This window comes from Streptomyces sp. CS113, assembly GCF_002188365.1.
Classification (GTDB): Bacteria; Actinomycetota; Actinomycetes; order Streptomycetales; family Streptomycetaceae; genus Streptomyces; species Streptomyces tendae.
On the sequence record NZ_KZ195574.1, the window covers coordinates 3974094 to 3993262 of the forward strand.

Consider the following 19169-nt stretch of genomic DNA (forward strand, 5'->3'; position numbering starts at 1 on the left):
GTTTCGATCGTGACGCTGCGGAGTGTGACGGTACCTCCCGCCCCCGTGTCAAACGGGAAAAGCCCGCAACGGCCACTCGAACGGTAACCCGACGAACCCTGTTCCTGCCGCCCGGAGTGCTCACCTGCCCCGACGCGCATATCCGGAGCGCTATCCCCCGGTTACCCGGGCCGCACCCCGTCCGGGGTCCGGAACCGGCCCCTCACGCCTGGGTCAGGCACCAGGCCCCGAGGGCCAGCGCGACCACGGCGGCGACGCTCGCGACGGTCACCGATGCGACGGGGCTCACACCGTGCGCGACGGGCCGGCCGTGCCGCACCCGCGTCGTGGTCCACACCAGCAGACCGGCCCCGAACAGGGCGAACACCACTCCCGCGAAGATCGCCGGCCCGCTCTCCATGGTCCCCGTGCCCCTTTTCTCCAGCCCGCGCGTGTCCAGCCTCCGGGAGGCTGTCACGCGCGGGCGGCGGACAGACGAACCCGAGGTGAACGGGGAGCCGACGGATCCGCCGGATGTCGTCGGGCGTGGCCGGTTCCCCGTACGTCGGGTGGGGCGGGCGGCACCGGCGGCCGCGGAAAAAGAAATGGGTGCGCACACCCACGCCTCGCGGCGGTGCGCGCACCCTCGCCCGGCGGCAGTGCGCGCACCCACCCGACGGCGCTGCGCGCACCCACGCCCGGCGGCTCGGCCCCGCTACGCCGGTCCTACGCCGGTTCGAGGAACCCCTGCTCCACCAGCAGCCGGATCTGCGCGGGCGTGCGGTCGCGCAGGGCCACCGGGTCCTCGCCGACCAGCTGGGCGATGGCGTCCAGAATCCGGCCCGCGCTCATGGTGCCGTCGCAGACGCCCGCGAACCCGGCGCCGACGGTGTCGACCCGGGTGGCCCGGCGCATGCCGCGGTTCTGGCGCAGGACGACGTGCTCCGGGTCCTCGGCACCGGGCAGCCCGACCTGCTCCTGGACGACCTCGCCGGACAGCGTGAAGTGCGCCTCCAGCAGAGCGGCGTCGTCGTGGGCGCGCAGGTAGTCGACGCGGTCGAAGTGGGCGCGCACGGTCTCGCCGAGCGGCTGCTCGACCGGGTGCGGCCACTCCTCGGCGACGACCGAGGGCTCCGCGGCCCCGGTGCGGCGCAGCGTGATCCAGCCGAAGCCGACGGCCTTGACCTTGCGCGCCTCGAACTCGTCCAGCCAGGCGTCGTACCGGGCCTGGTACTCGGCCGGGTCGCCGCGGTGGTCGCCCGCGTCCCTGAGCCACAGCTCGGCGTACTGGGTGACGTCCTGCACCTCGCGCTGCACGATCCAGGCGTCGCAGCCGCGCGGCACCCAGGAGCGCAGCCGGTCCGTCCAGTCCTCCCCCTCCACGTGCTGCCAGTTGGCGAGGAAGTGCGCGAACCCGCCCTCGTTCAGGCGCTCACCCGTCTGCTGAACGAGCGAGCGGCACAGATCGTCCCCGCCCATCCCGCCGTCGCGGTAGGTGAGTCGGGCGCCGGGCGAGATCACGAACGGCGGGTTGGAGACGATCAGGTCGTACGTCTCGTCGTCGGCGACCGGCTCGTAGAGGGAGCCCTCGCGCAGGTCGGCGGCCGGGGCTCCAGACAGGGCGAGGGTGAGCGCGGCGATGTGCAGCGCGCGCGGGTTGACGTCGGTGGCCGTCACGCGGGTGGCGTGCACGGCGGCGTGCAGCGCCTGGATGCCGGAGCCGGTGCCGAGGTCGAGGGCGGCGGAGACGGGCGTACGGACGGTGAGGCCCGCCAGGGTCGTGGAGGCGCCGCCGACGCCGAGGACGACGCCTTCGGCGTGGTTGCCGATGCCGCCCGCGCCGCCGACCGCGCAGCCCAGGTCGGAGACGATGAACCAGTCCTCGCCGCCGGGGCCGCCGTAGGGCCGCACGTCCACGGTGGCCGCGACCTCGTCGTCGCCCGCGCGGTCGAGCCATCCGCTCTCCAGGCAGGCGTCGACGGGCAGGACGCCCCCTACGCGCGCGTGGGGGACGGGTTGCTGGAGCAGGAACAGCCGGACGAGCAGTTCCAGCGGCGTGTCGCCGCGGGTCGCCCGGAGCGCGGGCACGGTCTCGCTGCGCGACAGCGCCGCGTACGCGGGGGCGCCGAGCAGCTCCAGCAGTCCGTCGGCGGTGAAGGACGCCCCGAGCAGGGCGTCCCGCAGCCGGGCGGTGACGTCGGGGCGGTCGGTGGAGGGCAGGGGGGACAGGCTGGCGTTACTCACTCCCCCATTGTGGCCCGGCGGTCACCGCCCCGCCCCGTGTCCGCGTGTCCGCGCGGGGACGTCGGCCCCCGTCAGCCCTGGGCGGCCGACGGCGTCACCGAGGCCGACTTGCAGCTGGGCTGCTTGGCCATCGCCTTGCCGACGTCGCCCTCCTCCAGGGTCTTCAGCGCGTTGCTGCCGCTCTTGCTGAGCTTGTTCAGCTCGGTGGCGATGTCCTTGAGGCCGTCGGCGAACTCGGCCTGGTCCTTGGTGTTGAGGTCCTCCACCTGCTTGCGCAGGGAGGCGTAGGAGGAGGAGAGGCCGTTCAGCTCGGTGACGGCGTCCTTCTGCTTCTTCTCGCCGTCGTCGACGTCCGGGGGGCCGGCCTTCTGGACGGTGGCGCCCATCGCCTTGTAGGCGTCGGACATGTCCTGGAACGCCTTGGCGTCGGTCTTCTGGACCTCGGCGGGGGTGCTGTTGTCCGAGGTCTCCTTCTGGATCGCCGCGTTGGCCGCCTCGATCTTCTTGGCCTGCGGCTGCACGCCCTGGCAGACCTCCTTGGCCCAGGAGTCCAGCTTCTCGTTGTCGTCGCTGCTGCTGCATCCCGTCAGCGCCAGTACCAGTACCGCACCGCCGGACAGTGCGGCCGCGAGCTTCTTGTTCACCGGATTGGTCCCTTCCATGGCTCTCGGCCCCGGAACATACACGCCGGATGGAGGACATCCACCGGACGAACATCCGTTAAGACCGTATTGAAGCCATTTGCACCAAGAGAGAGAAGGCTCACGGTGACGGATGCGCGCACGCGCGAGACGGGCGGACGACGCGTCAACACGCGCCGCCCGCCCGTCCTTTGAGCCGCACCTCACGCGCGGCGGTACCGCGGGACCCAGGGCGAAATCTACGAAACCACCGCAGGGTCGGCCGACTTGGGCTCCTGGTCGGAGTCGTCCTCGTCACCCATCGCGATCCCGCGCCGCTTGGACACGTAGACCGCCGCCGCGATGACGACGAACGCGACGACGGCGATCAGCACCCGTACACCGACGCTCTTGTCGGCTCCGTACGAGAACTTGATGACCGCGGGCGCGATGAGCAGCGCCACCAGGTTCATGACCTTCAGCAGCGGGTTGATCGCCGGACCCGCGGTGTCCTTGAACGGGTCGCCGACCGTGTCGCCGATCACGGTGGCGGCGTGGGCCTCGCTGCCCTTGCCGCCGTGGTGGCCGTCCTCGACGAGTTTCTTGGCGTTGTCCCAGGAACCGCCGGAGTTGGCGAGGAACACCGCCATCAGCGTCCCGGCGCCGATCGCGCCCGCCAGAAACGCGCCGAGCGCGCCCACGCCGAGCGTGAACCCGATGAAGATGGGCGCCATCACGGCGAGCAGTCCGGGCGTGGCGAGTTCCCGCAGGGCGTCCCTGGTGCAGATGTCGACGACCTTGCCGTACTCGGGTTTCTCGCTGTAGTCCATGATTCCGGGCCGTTCCCGGAACTGCCGGCGCACCTCGAAGACCACCGCGCCCGCCGACCGCGAGACCGCGTTGATCGCCAGCCCCGAGAAGAGGAAGACGACCGCTGCCCCGGCGATGAGCCCGACGAGGTTGTTGGGCTGTGAGATGTCCATCATCAGGTTCATCGGCGCGCCCTCGCCGCTGAGTTTCTCGCCCACGTCCGCCGCGCCGGTGGTGATGGCGTCGCGGTACGACCCGAACAGGGCCGCGGCGGCGAGTACGGCGGTGGCGATGGCGATGCCCTTGGTGATGGCCTTGGTGGTGTTGCCGACGGCGTCCAGGTCGGTGAGGACCTGCGCGCCGGCGCCCTCGACGTCGCCGGACATCTCGGCGATGCCCTGCGCGTTGTCGGAGACCGGCCCGAAGGTGTCCATGGCGACGATGACGCCGACCGTGGTGAGCAGGCCGGTGCCGGCCAGCGCCACCGCGAAGAGCGCCAGCATGATCGACGTGCCGCCGAGCAGGAAGGCCCCGTAGACACCGAGGCCGATCAGCAGGGCGGTGTAGACGGCGGATTCGAGACCGAGCGAGATTCCGGCGAGGACGACGGTGGCGGGACCGGTGAGCGAGGTCTTGCCGATGTCCTTGACGGGGCGCCTGGTGGTCTCGGTGAAGTAGCCGGTGAGCTGCTGGATCAGGGCGGCGAGCACGATGCCGATCGCGACCGCGACGAGCGCGAGGATCCGCGGGTCGCCGTCCCGCCCGGCGATCGCCGCGTCGGTGACGCCGTCCAGGTCGGCGTAGCTGCCGGGCAGGTAGACGAAGACGGCGACCGCCACCAGCACCAGCGAGATCACCGCGGAGATGAAGAAGCCCCGGTTGATCGCGCTCATGCCGCTGCGGTCGGACCGCCGGGGCGCCACCGCGAAGATCCCGATCATCGCCGTGAGCACGCCGATCGCCGGGACCAGCAGCGGGAACGCCAGCCCGGAGTCCCCGAACGCCACCTTGCCGAGGATCAGCGCGGCCACCAGGGTGACCGCGTACGACTCGAAGAGGTCGGCCGCCATGCCCGCGCAGTCGCCGACGTTGTCGCCCACGTTGTCGGCGATGGTCGCGGCATTGCGCGGATCGTCCTCCGGAATGCCCTGCTCGACCTTGCCGACCAGGTCGGCGCCGACGTCGGCGGCCTTGGTGAAGATGCCGCCGCCGACCCGCATGAACATCGCGATCAGCGCGGCACCGAGGCCGAAGCCCTCCAGGACCTTCGGCGCGTCGGCCGCGTACACCAGCACCACGCAGCAGGCGCCCAGCAGACCGAGCCCCACCGTGAACATGCCGACGACGCCGCCCGTGCGAAACGCGATCTTCGTCGCTTTGTGCGAGACGAGAGTGAGATCCTTTTCCGGTTCGCCGGGGGCCGGTGTCGCTTCCCGCGCCGCCGCGGCGACGCGTACATTGCTGCGCACGGCGAGCCACATACCGATATAGCCGGTGGCCGCCGAGAACGCCGCGCCGATCAAGAAGAAGATCGAACGTCCGGCACGTTGATTCCAGTCGTCCGCGGGCAGCAGCATGAGCAGGAAGAACACGACGACGGCGAATACGCCGAGCGTGCGCAACTGCCGGGCCAGGTAGGCGTTCGCGCCTTCCTGGACGGCCGCCGCGATCTTTTTCATGCTGTCGGTTCCCTCGCCCGCCGCGAGCACCTGGCGCACCAGGACTCCGGCGAGCGCCAGCGCGGCCAGGGCGACGACCGCGATCACCGCGACCAGGACGCGGTTCGAGTCGGTCAGCACGGCGGCTGCGAGGTGGGAGGGATCGCCCAACTGATGAGGGGTGGAAAGCTCCGCCATTCGTCCTCCTTGACGCTTGGGCTGAGCTCAAGATGTGGACGGGATTGTAGGGACCGGAACCTGATCAAAACAGTGCACGACAAATAGAATTGACCTGTCAACCGCACGGGGGCCGGAAGTAGTAATGCCCCTCCGGCATTAATGCCGTGATCAATTCTCGGACGATTGATCGTGAAGGAATTCACTTGGCGCGCGCACGACCCCAATGTATGTCCGCACATGACAAAGGGCCCCACCAGGTGGGGCCCTTCGGGTGATACGGGGTCGGCGCGGGGATCAGACCGGCGGCAGCATCGCCGGCGCGGTCGGCCAGGTCATGCGAATCAGCCCGCCGTCCTCGCCCGCCGTGACCTCCACGTCGTCGACGAGTCCGCTGATGACCGCGAGGCCCATCTCGTCCTCCTCGGCCTCCAGCTCGTCGGCGGCGTCCCCCGAGGTCTTCACCCCGGGGACGGCGTGCGGCGCCTCGTCGCCGACCTCGATGGAGAACTGCTTCTCCTCCTCGATCAGCGCCACCTTGACCGGCGCCGTGATGCCGACATGCTGATGCAGGCCCACGGCCCGGGTGCAGGCCTCACCGACGGCGAGCCTGACCTCGTCGAGGACGGCCTCGTCCACTCCGGCCCTGCGCGCCACCGCGGCCGCCACCAGACGGGCGGTGCGGACGTGCTCGGGCAGCGCGCTGAAGCGGAGTTCGACGGTGGCCATGCATCCCCCTCGGAACTACGGGCGTGCTTTCGAGGGTCCGGGCCGCCGACAGCCCGGACCCCCTTCGTTCGCTTGCTGCCCCGGGCCGCACAGGACCCGGGGCCGGTCGTCAGTCGGTGGCCGCCACCGCTTCCTCGACCGAGGTGTGAATGGGAAACACCTTGGTGAGGCCGGTGATACGGAAGATCTTGAGAATGCGCTCCTGGTTGCAGACGAGGCGCAGCGAGCCCTCATGGGCACGCACCCGCTTCAGTCCACCCACCAGCACGCCGAGCCCTGAGGAGTCGAGGAAGTCCACGCCCTCCATGTCGACGACGAGGTGGAAACTCCCGTCGTTCACGAGCTCGACCAGCTGCTCACGCAGCTTGGGCGCGGTGTATACGTCAATTTCGCCACCGACCTCGACGACCGTACGATCGCCGACGGTACGGGTCGACAGGGACAGGTCCACGGATCCTCCAGCACCTTGCTATCGAGCGGTCGTCCCTCGGGACACCTCGGCTTGAAGCCCCCAGGACGGTTCGCCAGCCGCGATGGCATTCAATCACTTACCGGCAGGCGTGCACGACGCCTTGGTCCCATTGTCCGTCACGCCAGTGACAGACTCGGTGCCGATGGCCAAGAATCACCGACCCGATCGATCCCCGGCGGAGCCCGGCTCCCGGCCGGAACCAGGCATGCTCCTGGACCGGCTCGCCGCGGGACCGAGCCGGGCTGCGCGCATCACTCATACGGAGCACTTGCCCCCGCGTGCGGGCCGTCATGCCGTCTGGCCGGACCGGATTCGGCCGGAGGTGCTGGCCGCGGTGCGTGCCGCGGGCATCGAACACCCCTGGGCCCACCAGGCACGCGTGGCCGAGCACGCGCTGGACGGCGACTCGGTGGTCGTCGCCACGGGCACCGCGTCGGGCAAGTCCCTGGCCTATCTGGTGCCGGTCCTGTCGGCCCTCGTGGACGGCTCAGAGGCACCGAACGGGCGCGGCGCCACCACGCTCTACCTGGCCCCCACCAAGGCACTCGCGGCCGACCAGTGCCGGTCCGTGAAGGAAATTTCACATCCTCTCGGCACATCCGTCCGGGCCGCGGTCTACGACGGCGACACCCCGTTCGAGGAACGCGAGTGGATCCGCCAGTACGGAACGTACGTGCTGACCAACCCGGACATGCTGCACCGCGGCATCCTGCCCTCGCATCCCCGCTGGTCGTCCTTCCTGAAGGCGCTGAAGTACGTCGTCATCGACGAGTGCCACACCTACCGGGGCGTCTTCGGCTCCCACGTCGCCCAGGTGCTGCGCCGACTGCGCAGACTGTGTGCCCGGTACGGCGCGTCGCCGGTGTTCCTGCTCGCCTCCGCCACCGCCGCCGAGCCCGCGGTGGCGGCCCGCCGGCTCACCGGGGTCCCGGTGATCGAGGTCGCCGACGACGCGTCACCGCGCGGTGAACTGGTGTTCGCCCTGTGGGAGCCGCCGCTGACCGAGCTGGAGGGCGAGAAGGGCGCGCCGGTCCGCCGCACGGCCACCGCCGAAGCCGCCGACCTGCTCACCGACCTCACCGTGCAGGGCATGCGTTCGATCACGTTCGTGCGGTCCCGGCGCGGCGCGGAGCTGATCTCCGTGATCGCCCAGGAGCGCCTGGCCGAGGTCGACCGCTCCCTGGCCGGGCGCGTGGCGGCGTACCGCGGCGGCTACCTCCCCGAGGAGCGCCGCGCCCTGGAACGCGCCCTGCACTCCGGCGACCTCCTCGGCCTCGCGGCGACGAACGCCCTGGAACTCGGCCTCGACATCTCCGGCCTGGACGCCGTGGTGATCGCCGGATACCCGGGCACGCGGGCCTCGCTGTGGCAGCAGGCGGGCCGGGCGGGCCGGTCCGGGCAAGGGGCGCTGGCCGTGCTGGTCGCCCGTGACGACCCGCTGGACACCTTCCTCGTCCACCACCCGGAGGCGCTGTTCGACCAGCCGGTGGAGTCCACGGTCCTCGACCCCGACAATCCGTACGTCCTCGCCCCCCATCTGTGCGCGGCAGCGGCGGAACTGCCCCTGACGGAGGAGGACCTGAAGCTCTTCGGTCCGGCCTGCGAGGAACTGCTGCCCCAGCTGGAGGCGGCGAAGCTGCTGCGCCGGCGGACCCGTGCCTGGCACTGGACACGCCGCGAGCGAGCCGCCGACCTCACGGACATCCGCGGCGAGGGCGGACGTCCGGTCCAGGTCGTCGAGGACGGCACGGGACGGCTGCTGGGCACCGTCGACGCCGGTGCCGCCCACACGTCCGTCCACGAGGGCGCCGTCCACCTCCACCAGGGGCGCACGTACCTCGTCCGCTCCCTCGACCTGGAGGACTCCGTCGCGCTGGTCGAGCAGGCGACCCCCGCCTACTCGACCGTGGCCCGCGACACGACGGCGATCTCGGTCCTGGAGACCGACGTCGAGGTCCCCTGGGGCGACGGCCGCCTCTGCTACGGCTCCGTCGAGGTCACCAACCAAGTGGTCTCCTTCCTGCGCCGGCGCCTGATCACCGGCGAGGTCCTGGGCGAGACGAAGCTCGACCTCCCGCCCCGGACGCTGCGCACCCGCGCGGTGTGGTGGACGGTCACCGAGGACCAGCTGGACGCGGCCCGGATCAACCCGGAGATCCTCGGCGGGGCCCTGCACGCCGCCGAGCACGCCTCCATCGGCATGCTGCCCCTGTTCGCGACCTGCGACCGCTGGGACATCGGCGGCGTGTCGATCCCCCTGCACCCGGACACGCTGCTGCCGACGGTCTTCGTGTACGACGGCCACCCCGGTGGCGCGGGCTTCGCCGAGCGTGCCTTCCACACGGCCCGCGACTGGCTCACGGCCACCCGGGAGGCCATCGCCTCCTGCGAGTGCGACGCGGGCTGTCCGTCGTGCATCCAGTCCCCCAAGTGCGGCAACGGCAACGATCCGCTGCACAAGCGGGGGGCCGTACGGCTCCTCACGGTGCTGCTGCGAGGGGCGGAGGAGTCGGCTGAGGCGGCGGAGGCTGGGTAGACGGTGCGGAGGGCGGAGCCGCTACGGAGTACACAGTCGCTGCGGGGAGCGCGTTCGGCGCGGAGGGCGCAGTCGCTGCGGAAGGCACATTCTGTGCGGAGGGCGCAGTCGCTGCGGAAGGCGCAGCCGGTGCGGAGGGCTGGGGCGGCGGGACTGGTGCCGGTGTCGTGAGCGAGGCGGCCGGGCCCGCCCTCGCCCGGACCTCCGCCGTGAACGGGCCCCTGCCCGACGCCGCCGTCACGTCCGAGACCTGCCCAGTGATCACACACCTCACCAGCCGCACCCGCTGCGCCCGCGCGACCCGGCTCGCCCGCTCGCACGCCGCCGTGCCGCCCAGTGCCCAGTGGTCCGCCGCCGCGAGTGCCGCCATATCGGCGCCGCCGGCCGCCCGATGGCGGGCCATGACGGCCTGCCCCAGGGCCAGCACCACGCCGAAGACCAGGCACAGAACGGCGACGGCGACAACGCTCCACACGGTCGCCGAGCCCCGGTCGGATGCCGTGCGGAGAGCAGACGCCTGCGCGGGGGCAGGTGCGGAGGCAGGTGCGGGGGCGAAGGGCCGACCCTGGCAGCCGTCCAGGGCGGGAGCGTTCCCGGACACGGGACCCTGATCGTGGCCGCCCGCTGGGGCCGGGCCGGCCGCGGGGGCCGGGCCGGCCGCCGCTCCGGTGCCGCCCCGGCCGATCGTCGGCCGGGGCCAGGCACCGCCCCTCACCGCCCCACCCGCGGTCTCGCCGGTGCCGCAGCCGCCGGTGCCGGCTCCGGGTCCGGCTCCGACTCCGTCATCTGCTCCGCCGAAGCCACGGCCTCCTCCCGTACCTGGAACGGCAGTCCGTGCAGAGCCGGTGGGTCGGCGACCACGACCACGTGGACCAGCCCCGCCTCCCGGCTCACCGTGACCCGCGCCCCGCTCGGGGCCGCCTCGCGGGCGACCTGCACGACCTCGTCGACCGGGTCCTGCCGTGCCGCCGCACGGGCGCCCGTCCGGGCCGCGTCCACGCACTGGATCTGGGCGGCCACCACCAGCAGTCCCCACACCAGCGCCATCGCGAACACCACCAGCACCGGCAGCACCACGGCCGCCTCCGCCGTCACGAAGCCGCCGTCCGGTCCGCTGCCACGGGCCCGTGCCCGTGCCCGTACTCGCGCCCGCGTCCTCGCCGCCCGCTCACATCCGCGCATCGAGCGCCCCCTTCACGATGCCCTGCAACTCCGCGCTGACCGCGCCGCTGGTCACGACCTTGTAGAGGATGACGGCGAAGGCCACCGCGGCGACGATCCCCATCGCGTACTCGGAAGTGACCATTCCCGCGTCCCTGCGAAGGCCCTGTCGGGCGGCCCGCCTCCGCAGCGCCGTGCCGACTCCGCCCACCAGGGCACCCAGCCGTGCCCGCACCATCTGATACATCGCAACCCCCGTAAGGCTTGATCCCGTTGTTCACTCGCTCGCCCGTCGCTCGTGCGCCGGACACTCACTCGCCGACCCCGTCGCCGGCCCGGCCCGACCCGTCTCCTCAGCCACCGCCTCCCCCGTGTCCCAGCACCCCGCCGGCCAGCCCGATGACCACCGGCAGCACGCCCACCGCGATGAACGCCGGCAGGAAGCACAAACCCACCGGGACGGTGACCATGACGGCCGCTCGACGGGCCCGGGCCGTCGTGGTGCGGGCCCAGTCGGCACGGGCCTGGGCGGCGAACCGGGCGGCCGGACCCGCCGCGGCCAGGCCGGACACCTCGGCCCGCTCCAGCAGCCGCGCCAGGGGAACCGCCCCCTCGACGGCGGCCAACCCGCGCCAGGCGCCGTCCGGTTCGCCGCCCAGACGCACCTCCGCGGCACCGCGCCCCAGCGCGTCCCCGACCGGTCCGCCCAGGGCATCACCGACCGCCCGAGCCGCGGCGACCGGGCTCGCGCCCGCCGCGACACACGCCGCCAGCAGATCGGCCGCCAACGGCAGTTGACGGGCGGCCGCAGCGGCAGCAGCCTCGGCCGCCGACGTACCGGCCGCCGCACGCCGGGCGCTCCACCGCCACAGCGCGGCCGCGCCGACCAGCCCCACCAGTACCCCGGCCACACCGCCGACCAGGGCCCAACCGGCGCCGAACATGCCGACCAGCGGCAGCCAGGGGCGGACGGTGCTCAGCACCTCGGCGCGTCGTGCGCCGGGACGGACCGGTTCCGGTGCCAGCAGGGCCGTGAGCCGTCTGCGCACCGCCCGCTCCCGGCGTGCGGCTCCAAAACCGCGCGCCAGCCAGGCGGCGACCAGTACCGTCCCCACCACTGCCCCCAGCCTGTGGACAAGGTCGCCGTTCACGACGCCGCCTCGGCCCCGCGCACGATCCGCGCCACCCACCACACGCCCAGGCTCTCCAGGACCCCACCGGCCAGCAGACAGCCCAGCCCGGCTCCGGTGTGCAGCAGCACGTGCAACGGGTCGGACCCGAGGGCGACACCGAGCAGGAGGCCCAGGACCGGCAGACCGGCGAGCATCACGGCGGTGGCCCGCGCGCCCGCCAACTGGGCGCGCAGATCCGCACGCTGGTCCCGCTCGGCGCGCAGCGCGCCCTCCAGCCGGTCGAGCCCGGCCGCGAGCCCGGCCCCCTGGTCGACCGCGACCCGCCAGCACGCCGCGAGCCCGCGCAGTCCCTCGGACCCGGGCTGCCCGGCCGCCGCCGCCAGCGTGCCGGGGACGTCCCCGCCGAAACGGGCGGCCGCCAGCACCGCCGCCTGGGCGTCACCGAGCCCGCCGGAGTCGTGCGCGGCGTACAGGAGCGCCTCGCCCGGTTGCCGCCCCGCCCGCACCTCCCCGGCAAGCGTCCCGCACAGGGCGATCACCGCGTCCTGCCGGCGTTCCCTGGCCCGCCGCTCCCGGCCGGCCAGGCGCACCCGCCGCAGCACCGGCACTCCGGCCGCGCCCGCGACGATCGGCAGCACCGAGTGGCCCAGGAGCGCCAGCATCAGCCCGGCCGCCACCGACCACCACTCGGGCCGCAGCCGGCCACGGACGCGTCGCAAACCGTCCGCCGTCCAACGCGCCGCAGGCGGCCCGGTACTGCTCGTTCCGCCCGACCCTCCCGCTCCGCCCGACCCGCCCGTCCCGTCAGCCCCGTCAGCCCTGCTCGTCCCGCTCGTCCCATGCGACCCGCCCTTCCGGCCTTCGGCGAGGACCGTCCGCGCCCGCCGTACGCCGGAGTGCCACCCGCCGGCCAACCAGGCGGCTGATCCCAGGCACACCAGGGCCACGCCCGTCGACAGCTCGCCCACCCCCGGCACGCCCGTCGTCCCCGTCGCGCTCAGCATCCCTGCGCCTCCCGTCCGACGGCCCGTGCCTCGGGCCCCGCACCGCGCAACAGCGCCCGCAGCCGCGGCCAGCCGCGTTCGGCGACGAAGGATTCCGCGCCCCATCGCAGCGCCGGCACCGTCCGCACCAGCCCCGACGGGTCCCGTTCCAGCACGTGCACCTCGGCGATCCGACGCCGTCCCGCGCGGTCACGGACCAGATGGAGGACCACGGAGAGGGCCGCCGCGAGCTGGCTGTGCAGAGCCGCACGGTCCAGGCCCGCGGCCGTGCCGAGCGCCTCCAGCCGGGCCGGTACGTCCACGGCCGTGTTGGCGTGCACCGTCCCGCACCCGCCTTCGTGCCCCGTGTTCAGCGCGGCGAGCAGATGGACCACTTCGGGGCCGCGCACCTCGCCCACGACCAGCCGGTCCGGCCGCATGCGCAGCGCCTGGCGCACCAGGTCCTCCAAAGTGACCAGGCCGGCGGCCTCCTGGTTCGCCGGCCTGGTCTCCAGACGGACGACGTGCGGATGGTCGGGCCGCAGTTCCGCCGAGTCCTCGGCCAGCACGATGCGCTCGTCCGGTCCGACGAGCCCGAGCAGGGCGCTGAGCAGTGTCGTCTTGCCGCTGCCGGTACCGCCGCTGACGAGGAAGGACAGCCGGGCCCGCAGCAGGGCGCGCAGCACGCGGTCGCCGCCGGGCGGGACGGTGCCCGCCGCCGTCAGCTCGTCGAGGGTGAAGGCGCGCGGCCGTACCACCCGCAGCGACAGGCAGGTGCAGTCGACGGCGACCGGTGGCAGCACCGCGTGCAGTCGGGTGCCGTCGGGCAGCCTGGCGTCCACCCAGGGCCGGGCGTCGTCCAGCCGGCGCCCGGCGACGGTGGCCAGGCGCTGCGCGAGCCGCCGCACCGCCCCCGCGTCGGGGAAGGAGACCGGCGTCAGCTCCAGGCCGCCGCCCCGGTCCACCCAGACCCGGTCCGGGGCGGACACCAGGACGTCGGTCACCGAGGGGTCGGCGAGCAGCGGTTCGAGTGGACCGCTGCCGACCAGCTCCGACCTGAGCTGCTGGGCGGCACCGAGAACCTCGGCGTCGCCCAGCACCCGCCCCTGCTCCCGCAGTGCCTGCGCCACACGCGCGGGCGTCGGTTCCGCACCGCTCTCGGCGAGCCACCGCCGCACACCGTCGAGCATCCCGGCCGCGGTGTCCGGGCTCCTCTGCGCGGCCGTCGCCGTTGCCCGACCGGCATCCCGGGCCCGCGTCCGGGCCCGCCCGGAGGCCCAGCCCGGCGATCCGGCGGATGCCGGTCGTGCCGGTGCCTCGGAGGCCGATGTCCCGGAGGCCGGGCGTGCTGCCCCTTCGGCGGTAGATCCCCCGGTCGCTCCGCCCCACGGCCGGACCGCCCGGCCCGAACCGTCCCGAGCGGCCGGACCGTCGAACGCCTCCAGCCCCGTGCCGCCCGTTCCGTACCCCGAGGCCGGCCCGGTGGGAGCGTCCGAGGCCCGGCCCTGCTCGCCCACGATCACGATGTCCGCCCGGTCCACTGCATGCACCCCGTCCCGCCTTCCGCCGCTCACGACGGATTCCGTCACGCACCTCATGAACCGCTCCCGCCCCGTCCGTCCGTCTCCGCCAGCGCCCGCTCCCAGAACCCCCGGCAGAAACGCGCCAGCGGGCCTCGGGAAGGGGTGCCCGGAGGTCGTCTGCTCTCCGTGGCGCGCAGGAGCCCCGACTCGACGGGCACCTCACCGACCAGGGGCATGCCGAGCAGCCTGGCCACCTCGCGGTCGTCGAGTCCGGAGGCGTAGGGCCCGCGCACCGCGACCCGCAGGTCGCGCAGGACCATGCCGACCGCGGCCGCCACCCGGCCCGCCGCCGCGACGGCCCGCAGCTCGGCGGGGACCACGAGGATCCCGATGTCGAGCTGTGCGAGGACCTCGGCGACGCCGTCGTCGATGCGGCGCGGCAGGTCCACGACGACCGTGCCGCCCCTTCGCCGGGCCGCCGCCAGCACCGCGCGTACGGCCTGTGCCGGTACCGCGACGCAGTCGCCCCGGTCCCAGCTGAGCACCCGCAGCGAATGCAGCTCGGGCAGCGACTCCTCGAGGGCGCCGCCGCCGACCCGTCCGCGCGAGGCCGCGAACGCCGGCCACCTCAGCCCGTCGGCCGTCTCGCCGCCGAGGAGGACGTCGAGGCCGCCGCCCATCGGATCGGCGTCCACCAGCAGACTGCGCAGCCCCTCCCGCGCGGAGGTGACGGCGAGCGCGCAGGCCAGCGTGGACGCTCCGGCACCGCCCCGGCCGCCGATGACGCCGACGGTGAGGGCCGGCCGGCCGACGCCCTCGGCGACGTCGGCGATGCGGTCGACCAGCCACTGCTCGCCGTCGGGCAGCATCAGGACGTGGTCGGCGCCGATCTCGACGGCCCGCTGCCAGATCCCCGAGTCGTCCTGGTCGCGGCCCACGAGGACCACTCCCCGCCTCCGCACCGCTCCGCGCACGCGCCGGGCCGCGTCGTCCCCGACGAGGACCAGTGGCGCGGTCTCCCAACCGCTCCGTCGTCCGGACGCCGCGGGTGGCGCGGGTGCCGGGGACGTGGCCGCCCCGGTCGGGTCCGGAGGCGGCGAAGGCCGCGCCACGGGCACCGAGTGGTGCACCTCCGGCGTGGCACCGGCGGCGGCGCACAGGCGCAGCAGGTCGTCGAGGAGTTCCGTGTCCTCGGTGACGATGAGGGGTCCGCCCTGCCGTCCTCCGGCGGTGGGCGGTGGGTCGTGCGTGATGGTTCCGGTCATGGTCTTTCCCCCTTCGGCGCGGTGCGGCTCCCGCGGTCGCGCCCGGTGTCTCGTGGTCTCTCGCACGGCCCCCGCGGCCCCGCGATGTGCGGCCGTGGGAAGAACCGGAAACCGGTCTCCGCCCGAGCGGCCGGCGGCACGCGTCCGGCAAAAGTTCCGGACAGGGAACTCGGCACGGCCCGGACGCATGGGAATCACGGTGCAGCGATCCGGGAAATCGTGTGGATCTTGGTCAAAAACTGTGGACAACTCGACGATTGTGAATATCGACTCACCCGAACCGGTGAGCCTCGTCCGGCCCTTCTCCGCCCCGCGTGCGACTCCCGCAGAGCAGTCCGACGGCTACGCTGTGTAGTCGAATCCGGTCGGCACGACAGCTGGGCCCCGCGCCGACACGGCGCGGGGCCCAGATCATGGAAAGAGCGGAAAAACCCGTCCGGACATGCGACGACCCCCGCCGGGGGGGAGAGCGGGGGTCGTCTCCACGGCCGACTCGGGGGGGGAGGAGTCGGACCGGGTTAGCACGGTCGCGAACGATCCGTGACTTCCATGGTGTACCCGAGAGCCTTCTCAGGCAAACCCACGCGCCCCACCTTACGCCGAATGGGCTGCGCCTATGCTCAGGGTTGTGGAAAACCACTCCTCATCCCACTCCGCGTCTCACTCCATGCCCCGCACGGCGGCCTTCTTCGACCTGGACAAGACGGTCATTGCGAAGTCGAGCACGCTCACGTTCAGCAAGTCGTTCTACCAAGGCGGGCTGATCAACCGCAGGGCTGTGTTGCGTACCGCATATGCCCAGTTCGTCTTCCTCGCCGGCGGTGCCGACCACGACCAGATGGAGCGGATGCGCGAGTACCTCTCCGCACTCTGCCGGGGGTGGAACGTCCAGTTGGTCAAGGAGCTGGTCGCCGAGACCCTGCACGACCTGATCGACCCGATCATCTACGACGAGGCGGCCTCCCTGATCGAGGAGCACCACACCGCCGGGCGGGACGTCGTGATCGTCTCCACATCGGGCGCCGAGGTCGTCGAACCGATCGGCGAGCTGCTCGGCGCGGACCGGGTGGTGGCGACCCGCATGATCGTGGGTGACGACGGCTGCTTCACCGGAGAGGTGGAGTACTACGCGTACGGCCCGACCAAGGCGGAGGCGATCCGGGAGCTGGCCGCATCCGAGGGGTACGACCTGGCCCGCTGCTACGCCTACAGCGACTCGGCTACCGACCTGCCGATGCTGGAGGCCGTCGGCCACCCCCACGCGGTCAACCCGGACCGGGCGCTGCGCCGGGAGGCCCTCGCGCGCGAGTGGCCGATCCTCGATTTCCACCGTCCGGTGCGGCTCAAGCAGCGGATCGGCGGGTTCTCCGTGCCGCCGCGGCCCGCGCTCGTCGCCGCCGCCGCGATAGGCGCCGCGGCCGCGACCGCGGGCCTCGTCTGGTACGCGAGCCGACGGCGTTCCACGGCAGCCCGGGCAGCGGCCTGACGGACCCCGCCCGTCCGGCCGACCGAGCTGCCAACCCGGCCCCGATTGCCGTGCGGTCGGCCGCACCATCCGTCGTACGCCCGGCCGCGCGAGCGACCCTTTCACCCGCGTATGAGCGGGAAAGTAAAGAAGTGCGGCGAGCACTTCCGCTTACCCGGGCCCAGTAGTACAAAGGTTTCAACGGCCCGCGAGACCAGGGACATCCGAAAGGATCACCTTAAACACGCATTTGGCCCCACGGACCGAGCACGGACACCGGGCACCCACGCGACGTCGACCCGTCGATTACGGGCCAGCCGCACCAGGTGACGGGCGAAGTTCCCGGCCTGATGGGCACATCACGAGGACGCTTGGTAACCCGGCGGACGTGCCAGCGGCGGTACGAGCACTCGTACCGCCGCATTTCTGTACCGTCCGCCGGACGGCCCACCGTCCGCCGCCCTACGCCGCCCCGCGCTGGAGCGCCTCGCACACCGCCGTCGACTCGCGGGCTCCCAGCGCGACGGCCTTGCCGCAGTGGGCGATCCAGGCGGCCATGCCCTCCGGGGTTCCGGAGACGTAGCCGTCGAGCGCCGCGAGGTAGGCGGCACGCCCCAGCTCGGCGTGGCCGACCTCGGCCGGGCACACCGACTTGGGATCCAGGCCGCTGCCGACCAGGACGATCCGCTCCGCGGCGCGCGCGACCAGGCCGTTGTGGGAGGCGAAGGGGCGCAGCGCCAGCAGTTCCCCGTGCACCACGGCGGCCGTCACCAGCGCGGGCGCCGAACCGCCGGCCGTGACCAGTGCCGCCAGGCCCTCCAGACGACCGTGCGCCTCCTCGGCGTCGGGCAGCGGCAGCTCGACGAGCGGTTCGTCCACCGGCTCGCCCTGCTGACGGGGGCGCCCCACCACGTCGGCCTGGTCCGCGGCCGCCACCAGATGCAGCCGGGCCAGCACCCGCAGGGGCGACTGGCGCCAGATGGACAGCAGCTGCCCCGCCTCGGCGGTCAGCCGCAGCGCGGCGCCCACCACACGCGCCTCGCCGTCGCCACTGAAGTCGCTGCGCCGGCGCACCTCCTCCAGGGCCCAGTCCGCCCCGGACAGCGCCGCCGAGCCCCGGGCGCCGCGCAGTGCCGCCTCGCCGGTGATCTCGTTGCTGCGGCGCCGCATGATCCGGTGGCCGTAGACGCGGTCCACGGCCTTGCGTACGGACTCCACGGACTCGGCCACTCCGGGCAGGGCGCCCAGGGCCGCGAGCGGATCGGCGTTCGCGCCTGTCGTACTCATGAGTAAGACCCTACGCAACCCTGCGCCGCGCCCCACGAATGAGTGGTCTTCTTCACCCCTCACCCGTCTCGAATGCCACCTACAGCTATCGGACCACTACGCTTGGTGAACATGAAAATTGCTTTCGTCGGGAAGGGCGGCAGCGGCAAGACCACCCTGTCCTCCCTGTTCGTACGCCACCTCGCCGCCACCGGCGCGCCCGTCGTCGCGATCGACGCCGACATCAACCAGCACCTGGGGGCCGCGCTGGGCCTCGACGACGCGGAGGCGGCCGCGCTGCCCGCGATGGGCGAGCACCTCCCGCTGATCAAGGACCATCTGCGCGGCAGCAACCCGCGCATCCCCTCCGCCGACAAGATGATCAAGACGACGCCGCCCGGCGGGGGCTCGCGCCTGCTGCGGGTGCGCGAGGACAACCCGGTCTACGACGCCTGCGCCCGCCCGGTGGAACTCGACGGCGGAGCCGTCCGTTTGATGGTCACCGGGCCCTTCACGGACGCCGACCTGGGAGTCGCCTGCTACCACTCCAAGACCGGAGCGGTGGAGCTGTGTCTGAACCACCTGGTCGACGGCCGTGACGAGTACGTCGTGGTGGACATGACCGCCGGCTCGGACTCGTTCGCCTCCGGCATGTTCACCCGCTTCGACATCACGTTCCTCGTCGCCGAGCCGACCCGGAAGGGCGTCTCCGTCTACCGCCAGTACAAGGAGTACGCCCGCGACTTCGGCGTCACCCTGAAGGTCGTCGGCAACAAGGTGCAGGGGCAGGACGACCTCGACTTCCTGCGCGACCAGGTCGGGGACGACCTGCTGGTCACCGTCGGCCACTCGGACTGGGTGCGCGCCATGGAGAAGGGCCGCCCGCCCCGGTTCGAGCTGCTGGAGGAGGCCAACGACCGGGCGCTGCGCGCACTGCACACGGCCGTCGACGCGACGTACGAGCTGCGGGACTGGGCGCGTTACACGCGGCAGATGGTCCACTTCCACCTGAAGAACGCCCACAGCTGGGGCAACGAGCGCACCGGGGACGACCTGGCGGCGCAGGTCGACCCCGGTTTCGTCCTCGGCGAGGAGGTCGCCGCCCCCGCGTGACCCGCCGGTCACCGCAACCCTCCTACCCCCGGGAG

Annotated in this window: 16 protein-coding genes and 1 pseudogene; 3 read left to right on the top strand and 14 right to left on the bottom strand. The window is 72.9% G+C overall.

Features of this window, described 5'->3' with window-relative positions:
* Window positions 1–202 precede the first annotated feature (202 nt).
* The 6 genes from B9W62_RS17490 to bldG form a co-directional block, all read right to left on the bottom strand.
* On the bottom strand, window positions 203–400 hold the full coding sequence (locus B9W62_RS17490; RefSeq protein WP_087808027.1) for a hypothetical protein: 198 nt from the start codon (window positions 398–400) through the stop codon (window positions 203–205).
* 305 nt (window positions 401–705) lie between these two features.
* Window positions 706–2223 carry a DUF7059 domain-containing protein gene (locus B9W62_RS17495; RefSeq protein WP_087808028.1) on the bottom strand — a complete coding sequence of 506 codons (1518 nt, stop codon included), beginning with the start codon at window positions 2221–2223 and terminating at the stop codon, window positions 706–708.
* A gap of 71 nt (window positions 2224–2294) precedes the next feature.
* Window positions 2295–2885, bottom strand: coding sequence for a small secreted protein (locus B9W62_RS17500; RefSeq protein ID WP_087808029.1), 591 nt, complete (start codon window positions 2883–2885; stop codon window positions 2295–2297).
* 218 nt (window positions 2886–3103) lie between these two features.
* Window positions 3104–5509: a sodium-translocating pyrophosphatase gene (locus tag B9W62_RS17505; protein ID WP_087808030.1), complete on the bottom strand. Its 2406-nt coding sequence runs from the start codon at window positions 5507–5509 to the stop codon at window positions 3104–3106.
* A 276-nt stretch (window positions 5510–5785) separates the two neighbouring features.
* A complete protein-coding gene (locus tag B9W62_RS17510; RefSeq protein ID WP_087808031.1) occupies window positions 5786–6217 on the bottom strand; it encodes an ATP-binding protein in 432 nt (143 codons plus the stop codon).
* Between the two features lie 109 nt (window positions 6218–6326).
* Complete coding sequence (gene bldG / locus B9W62_RS17515; protein ID WP_087808032.1) at window positions 6327–6668, bottom strand: anti-sigma factor antagonist BldG; 342 nt, start codon at window positions 6666–6668, stop codon at window positions 6327–6329.
* An 82-nt stretch (window positions 6669–6750) separates the two neighbouring features.
* Between bldG and B9W62_RS17520 the strand changes: the two genes are divergently transcribed.
* Entirely contained in the window at window positions 6751–9225 is a 2475-nt protein-coding gene (locus B9W62_RS17520; protein WP_179235533.1) for a DEAD/DEAH box helicase, read from the top strand.
* Window positions 9226–9367: 142 nt separating this feature from the next.
* On the opposite strand, the pseudogene B9W62_RS40495 reads toward B9W62_RS17520, so the two are convergent.
* The 7 genes and pseudogenes from B9W62_RS40495 to ssd all read right to left on the bottom strand — a co-directional run.
* A pseudogene (locus tag B9W62_RS40495) lies at window positions 9368–9826 on the bottom strand (Rv3654c family TadE-like protein); the annotation flags it as partial.
* A 110-nt stretch (window positions 9827–9936) separates the two neighbouring features.
* A complete protein-coding gene (locus B9W62_RS17530; RefSeq protein WP_256976462.1) occupies window positions 9937–10407 on the bottom strand; it encodes a TadE family type IV pilus minor pilin in 471 nt (156 codons plus the stop codon).
* Window positions 10394–10633, bottom strand: a complete 240-nt coding sequence (locus B9W62_RS17535; protein WP_087808035.1) for a DUF4244 domain-containing protein — start codon at window positions 10631–10633, stop codon at window positions 10394–10396. The genes B9W62_RS17530 and B9W62_RS17535 overlap by 14 nt, the downstream gene beginning before the upstream one ends.
* A gap of 106 nt (window positions 10634–10739) precedes the next feature.
* Entirely contained in the window at window positions 10740–11537 is a 798-nt protein-coding gene (locus B9W62_RS17540) for a type II secretion system F family protein (RefSeq protein WP_087811958.1), read from the bottom strand.
* Complete coding sequence (locus B9W62_RS17545; protein ID WP_373433739.1) at window positions 11534–12496, bottom strand: type II secretion system F family protein; 963 nt, start codon at window positions 12494–12496, stop codon at window positions 11534–11536. Before B9W62_RS17545 ends, B9W62_RS17540 begins: the two co-directional genes overlap by 4 nt.
* Window positions 12497–12516: 20 nt before the next feature.
* The gene (locus B9W62_RS17550) at window positions 12517–13692 is read right to left on the bottom strand and encodes a TadA family conjugal transfer-associated ATPase (RefSeq protein WP_179235535.1); all 1176 of its coding nucleotides are present in this window, start codon (window positions 13690–13692) and stop codon (window positions 12517–12519) included.
* Window positions 13693–14096: 404 nt separating this feature from the next.
* Window positions 14097–15290: a septum site-determining protein Ssd gene (ssd, locus tag B9W62_RS17555; RefSeq protein ID WP_087808037.1), complete on the bottom strand. Its 1194-nt coding sequence runs from the start codon at window positions 15288–15290 to the stop codon at window positions 14097–14099.
* A gap of 616 nt (window positions 15291–15906) precedes the next feature.
* On the opposite strand from ssd, the gene B9W62_RS17560 reads away from it, so the two are divergent.
* Window positions 15907–16776 (top strand): HAD family hydrolase, encoded by an 870-nt coding sequence (locus B9W62_RS17560; RefSeq protein WP_179235536.1) that lies wholly within the window; start codon window positions 15907–15909, stop codon window positions 16774–16776.
* Window positions 16777–17217: 441 nt separating this feature from the next.
* Here B9W62_RS17560 and B9W62_RS17565 read toward each other — a convergent pair whose 3' ends face one another.
* Window positions 17218–18042: a Fic family protein gene (locus B9W62_RS17565; protein WP_087808039.1), complete on the bottom strand. Its 825-nt coding sequence runs from the start codon at window positions 18040–18042 to the stop codon at window positions 17218–17220.
* Window positions 18043–18153: 111 nt separating this feature from the next.
* On the opposite strand from B9W62_RS17565, the gene B9W62_RS17570 reads away from it, so the two are divergent.
* Window positions 18154–19134, top strand: a complete 981-nt coding sequence (locus B9W62_RS17570) for an ATP-binding protein (protein ID WP_179235537.1) — start codon at window positions 18154–18156, stop codon at window positions 19132–19134.
* Window positions 19135–19169: the final 35 nt, after the last annotated feature.

Bases quoted from the DNA above. Each gene is read 5' to 3' on its own strand.
- B9W62_RS17490 (WP_087808027.1), bottom strand. From the start codon at position 400: ATGGAGAGCGGGCCGGCGATCTTCGCGGGAGTGGTGTTCGCCCTGTTC.
- B9W62_RS17500 (WP_087808029.1), bottom strand. From the start codon at position 2,885: ATGGAAGGGACCAATCCGGTGAACAAGAAGCTCGCGGCCGCACTGTCC.
- B9W62_RS17505 (WP_087808030.1), bottom strand. From the start codon at position 5,509: ATGGCGGAGCTTTCCACCCCTCATCAGTTGGGCGATCCCTCCCACCTC.
- B9W62_RS17510 (WP_087808031.1), bottom strand. From the start codon at position 6,217: ATGGCCACCGTCGAACTCCGCTTCAGCGCGCTGCCCGAGCACGTCCGC.
- B9W62_RS17520 (WP_179235533.1), top strand. From the start codon at position 6,751: ATGGCATTCAATCACTTACCGGCAGGCGTGCACGACGCCTTGGTCCCA.
- B9W62_RS17530 (WP_256976462.1), bottom strand. From the start codon at position 10,407: ATGCGCGGATGTGAGCGGGCGGCGAGGACGCGGGCGCGAGTACGGGCA.
- B9W62_RS17535 (WP_087808035.1), bottom strand. From the start codon at position 10,633: ATGTATCAGATGGTGCGGGCACGGCTGGGTGCCCTGGTGGGCGGAGTC.
- B9W62_RS17550 (WP_179235535.1), bottom strand. From the start codon at position 13,692: ATGCTCGACGGTGTGCGGCGGTGGCTCGCCGAGAGCGGTGCGGAACCG.
- ssd (WP_087808037.1), bottom strand. From the start codon at position 15,290: ATGACCGGAACCATCACGCACGACCCACCGCCCACCGCCGGAGGACGG.
- B9W62_RS17560 (WP_179235536.1), top strand. From the start codon at position 15,907: ATGCTCAGGGTTGTGGAAAACCACTCCTCATCCCACTCCGCGTCTCAC.
- B9W62_RS17565 (WP_087808039.1), bottom strand. From the start codon at position 18,042: ATGAGTACGACAGGCGCGAACGCCGATCCGCTCGCGGCCCTGGGCGCC.
- B9W62_RS17570 (WP_179235537.1), top strand. From the start codon at position 18,154: ATGAAAATTGCTTTCGTCGGGAAGGGCGGCAGCGGCAAGACCACCCTG.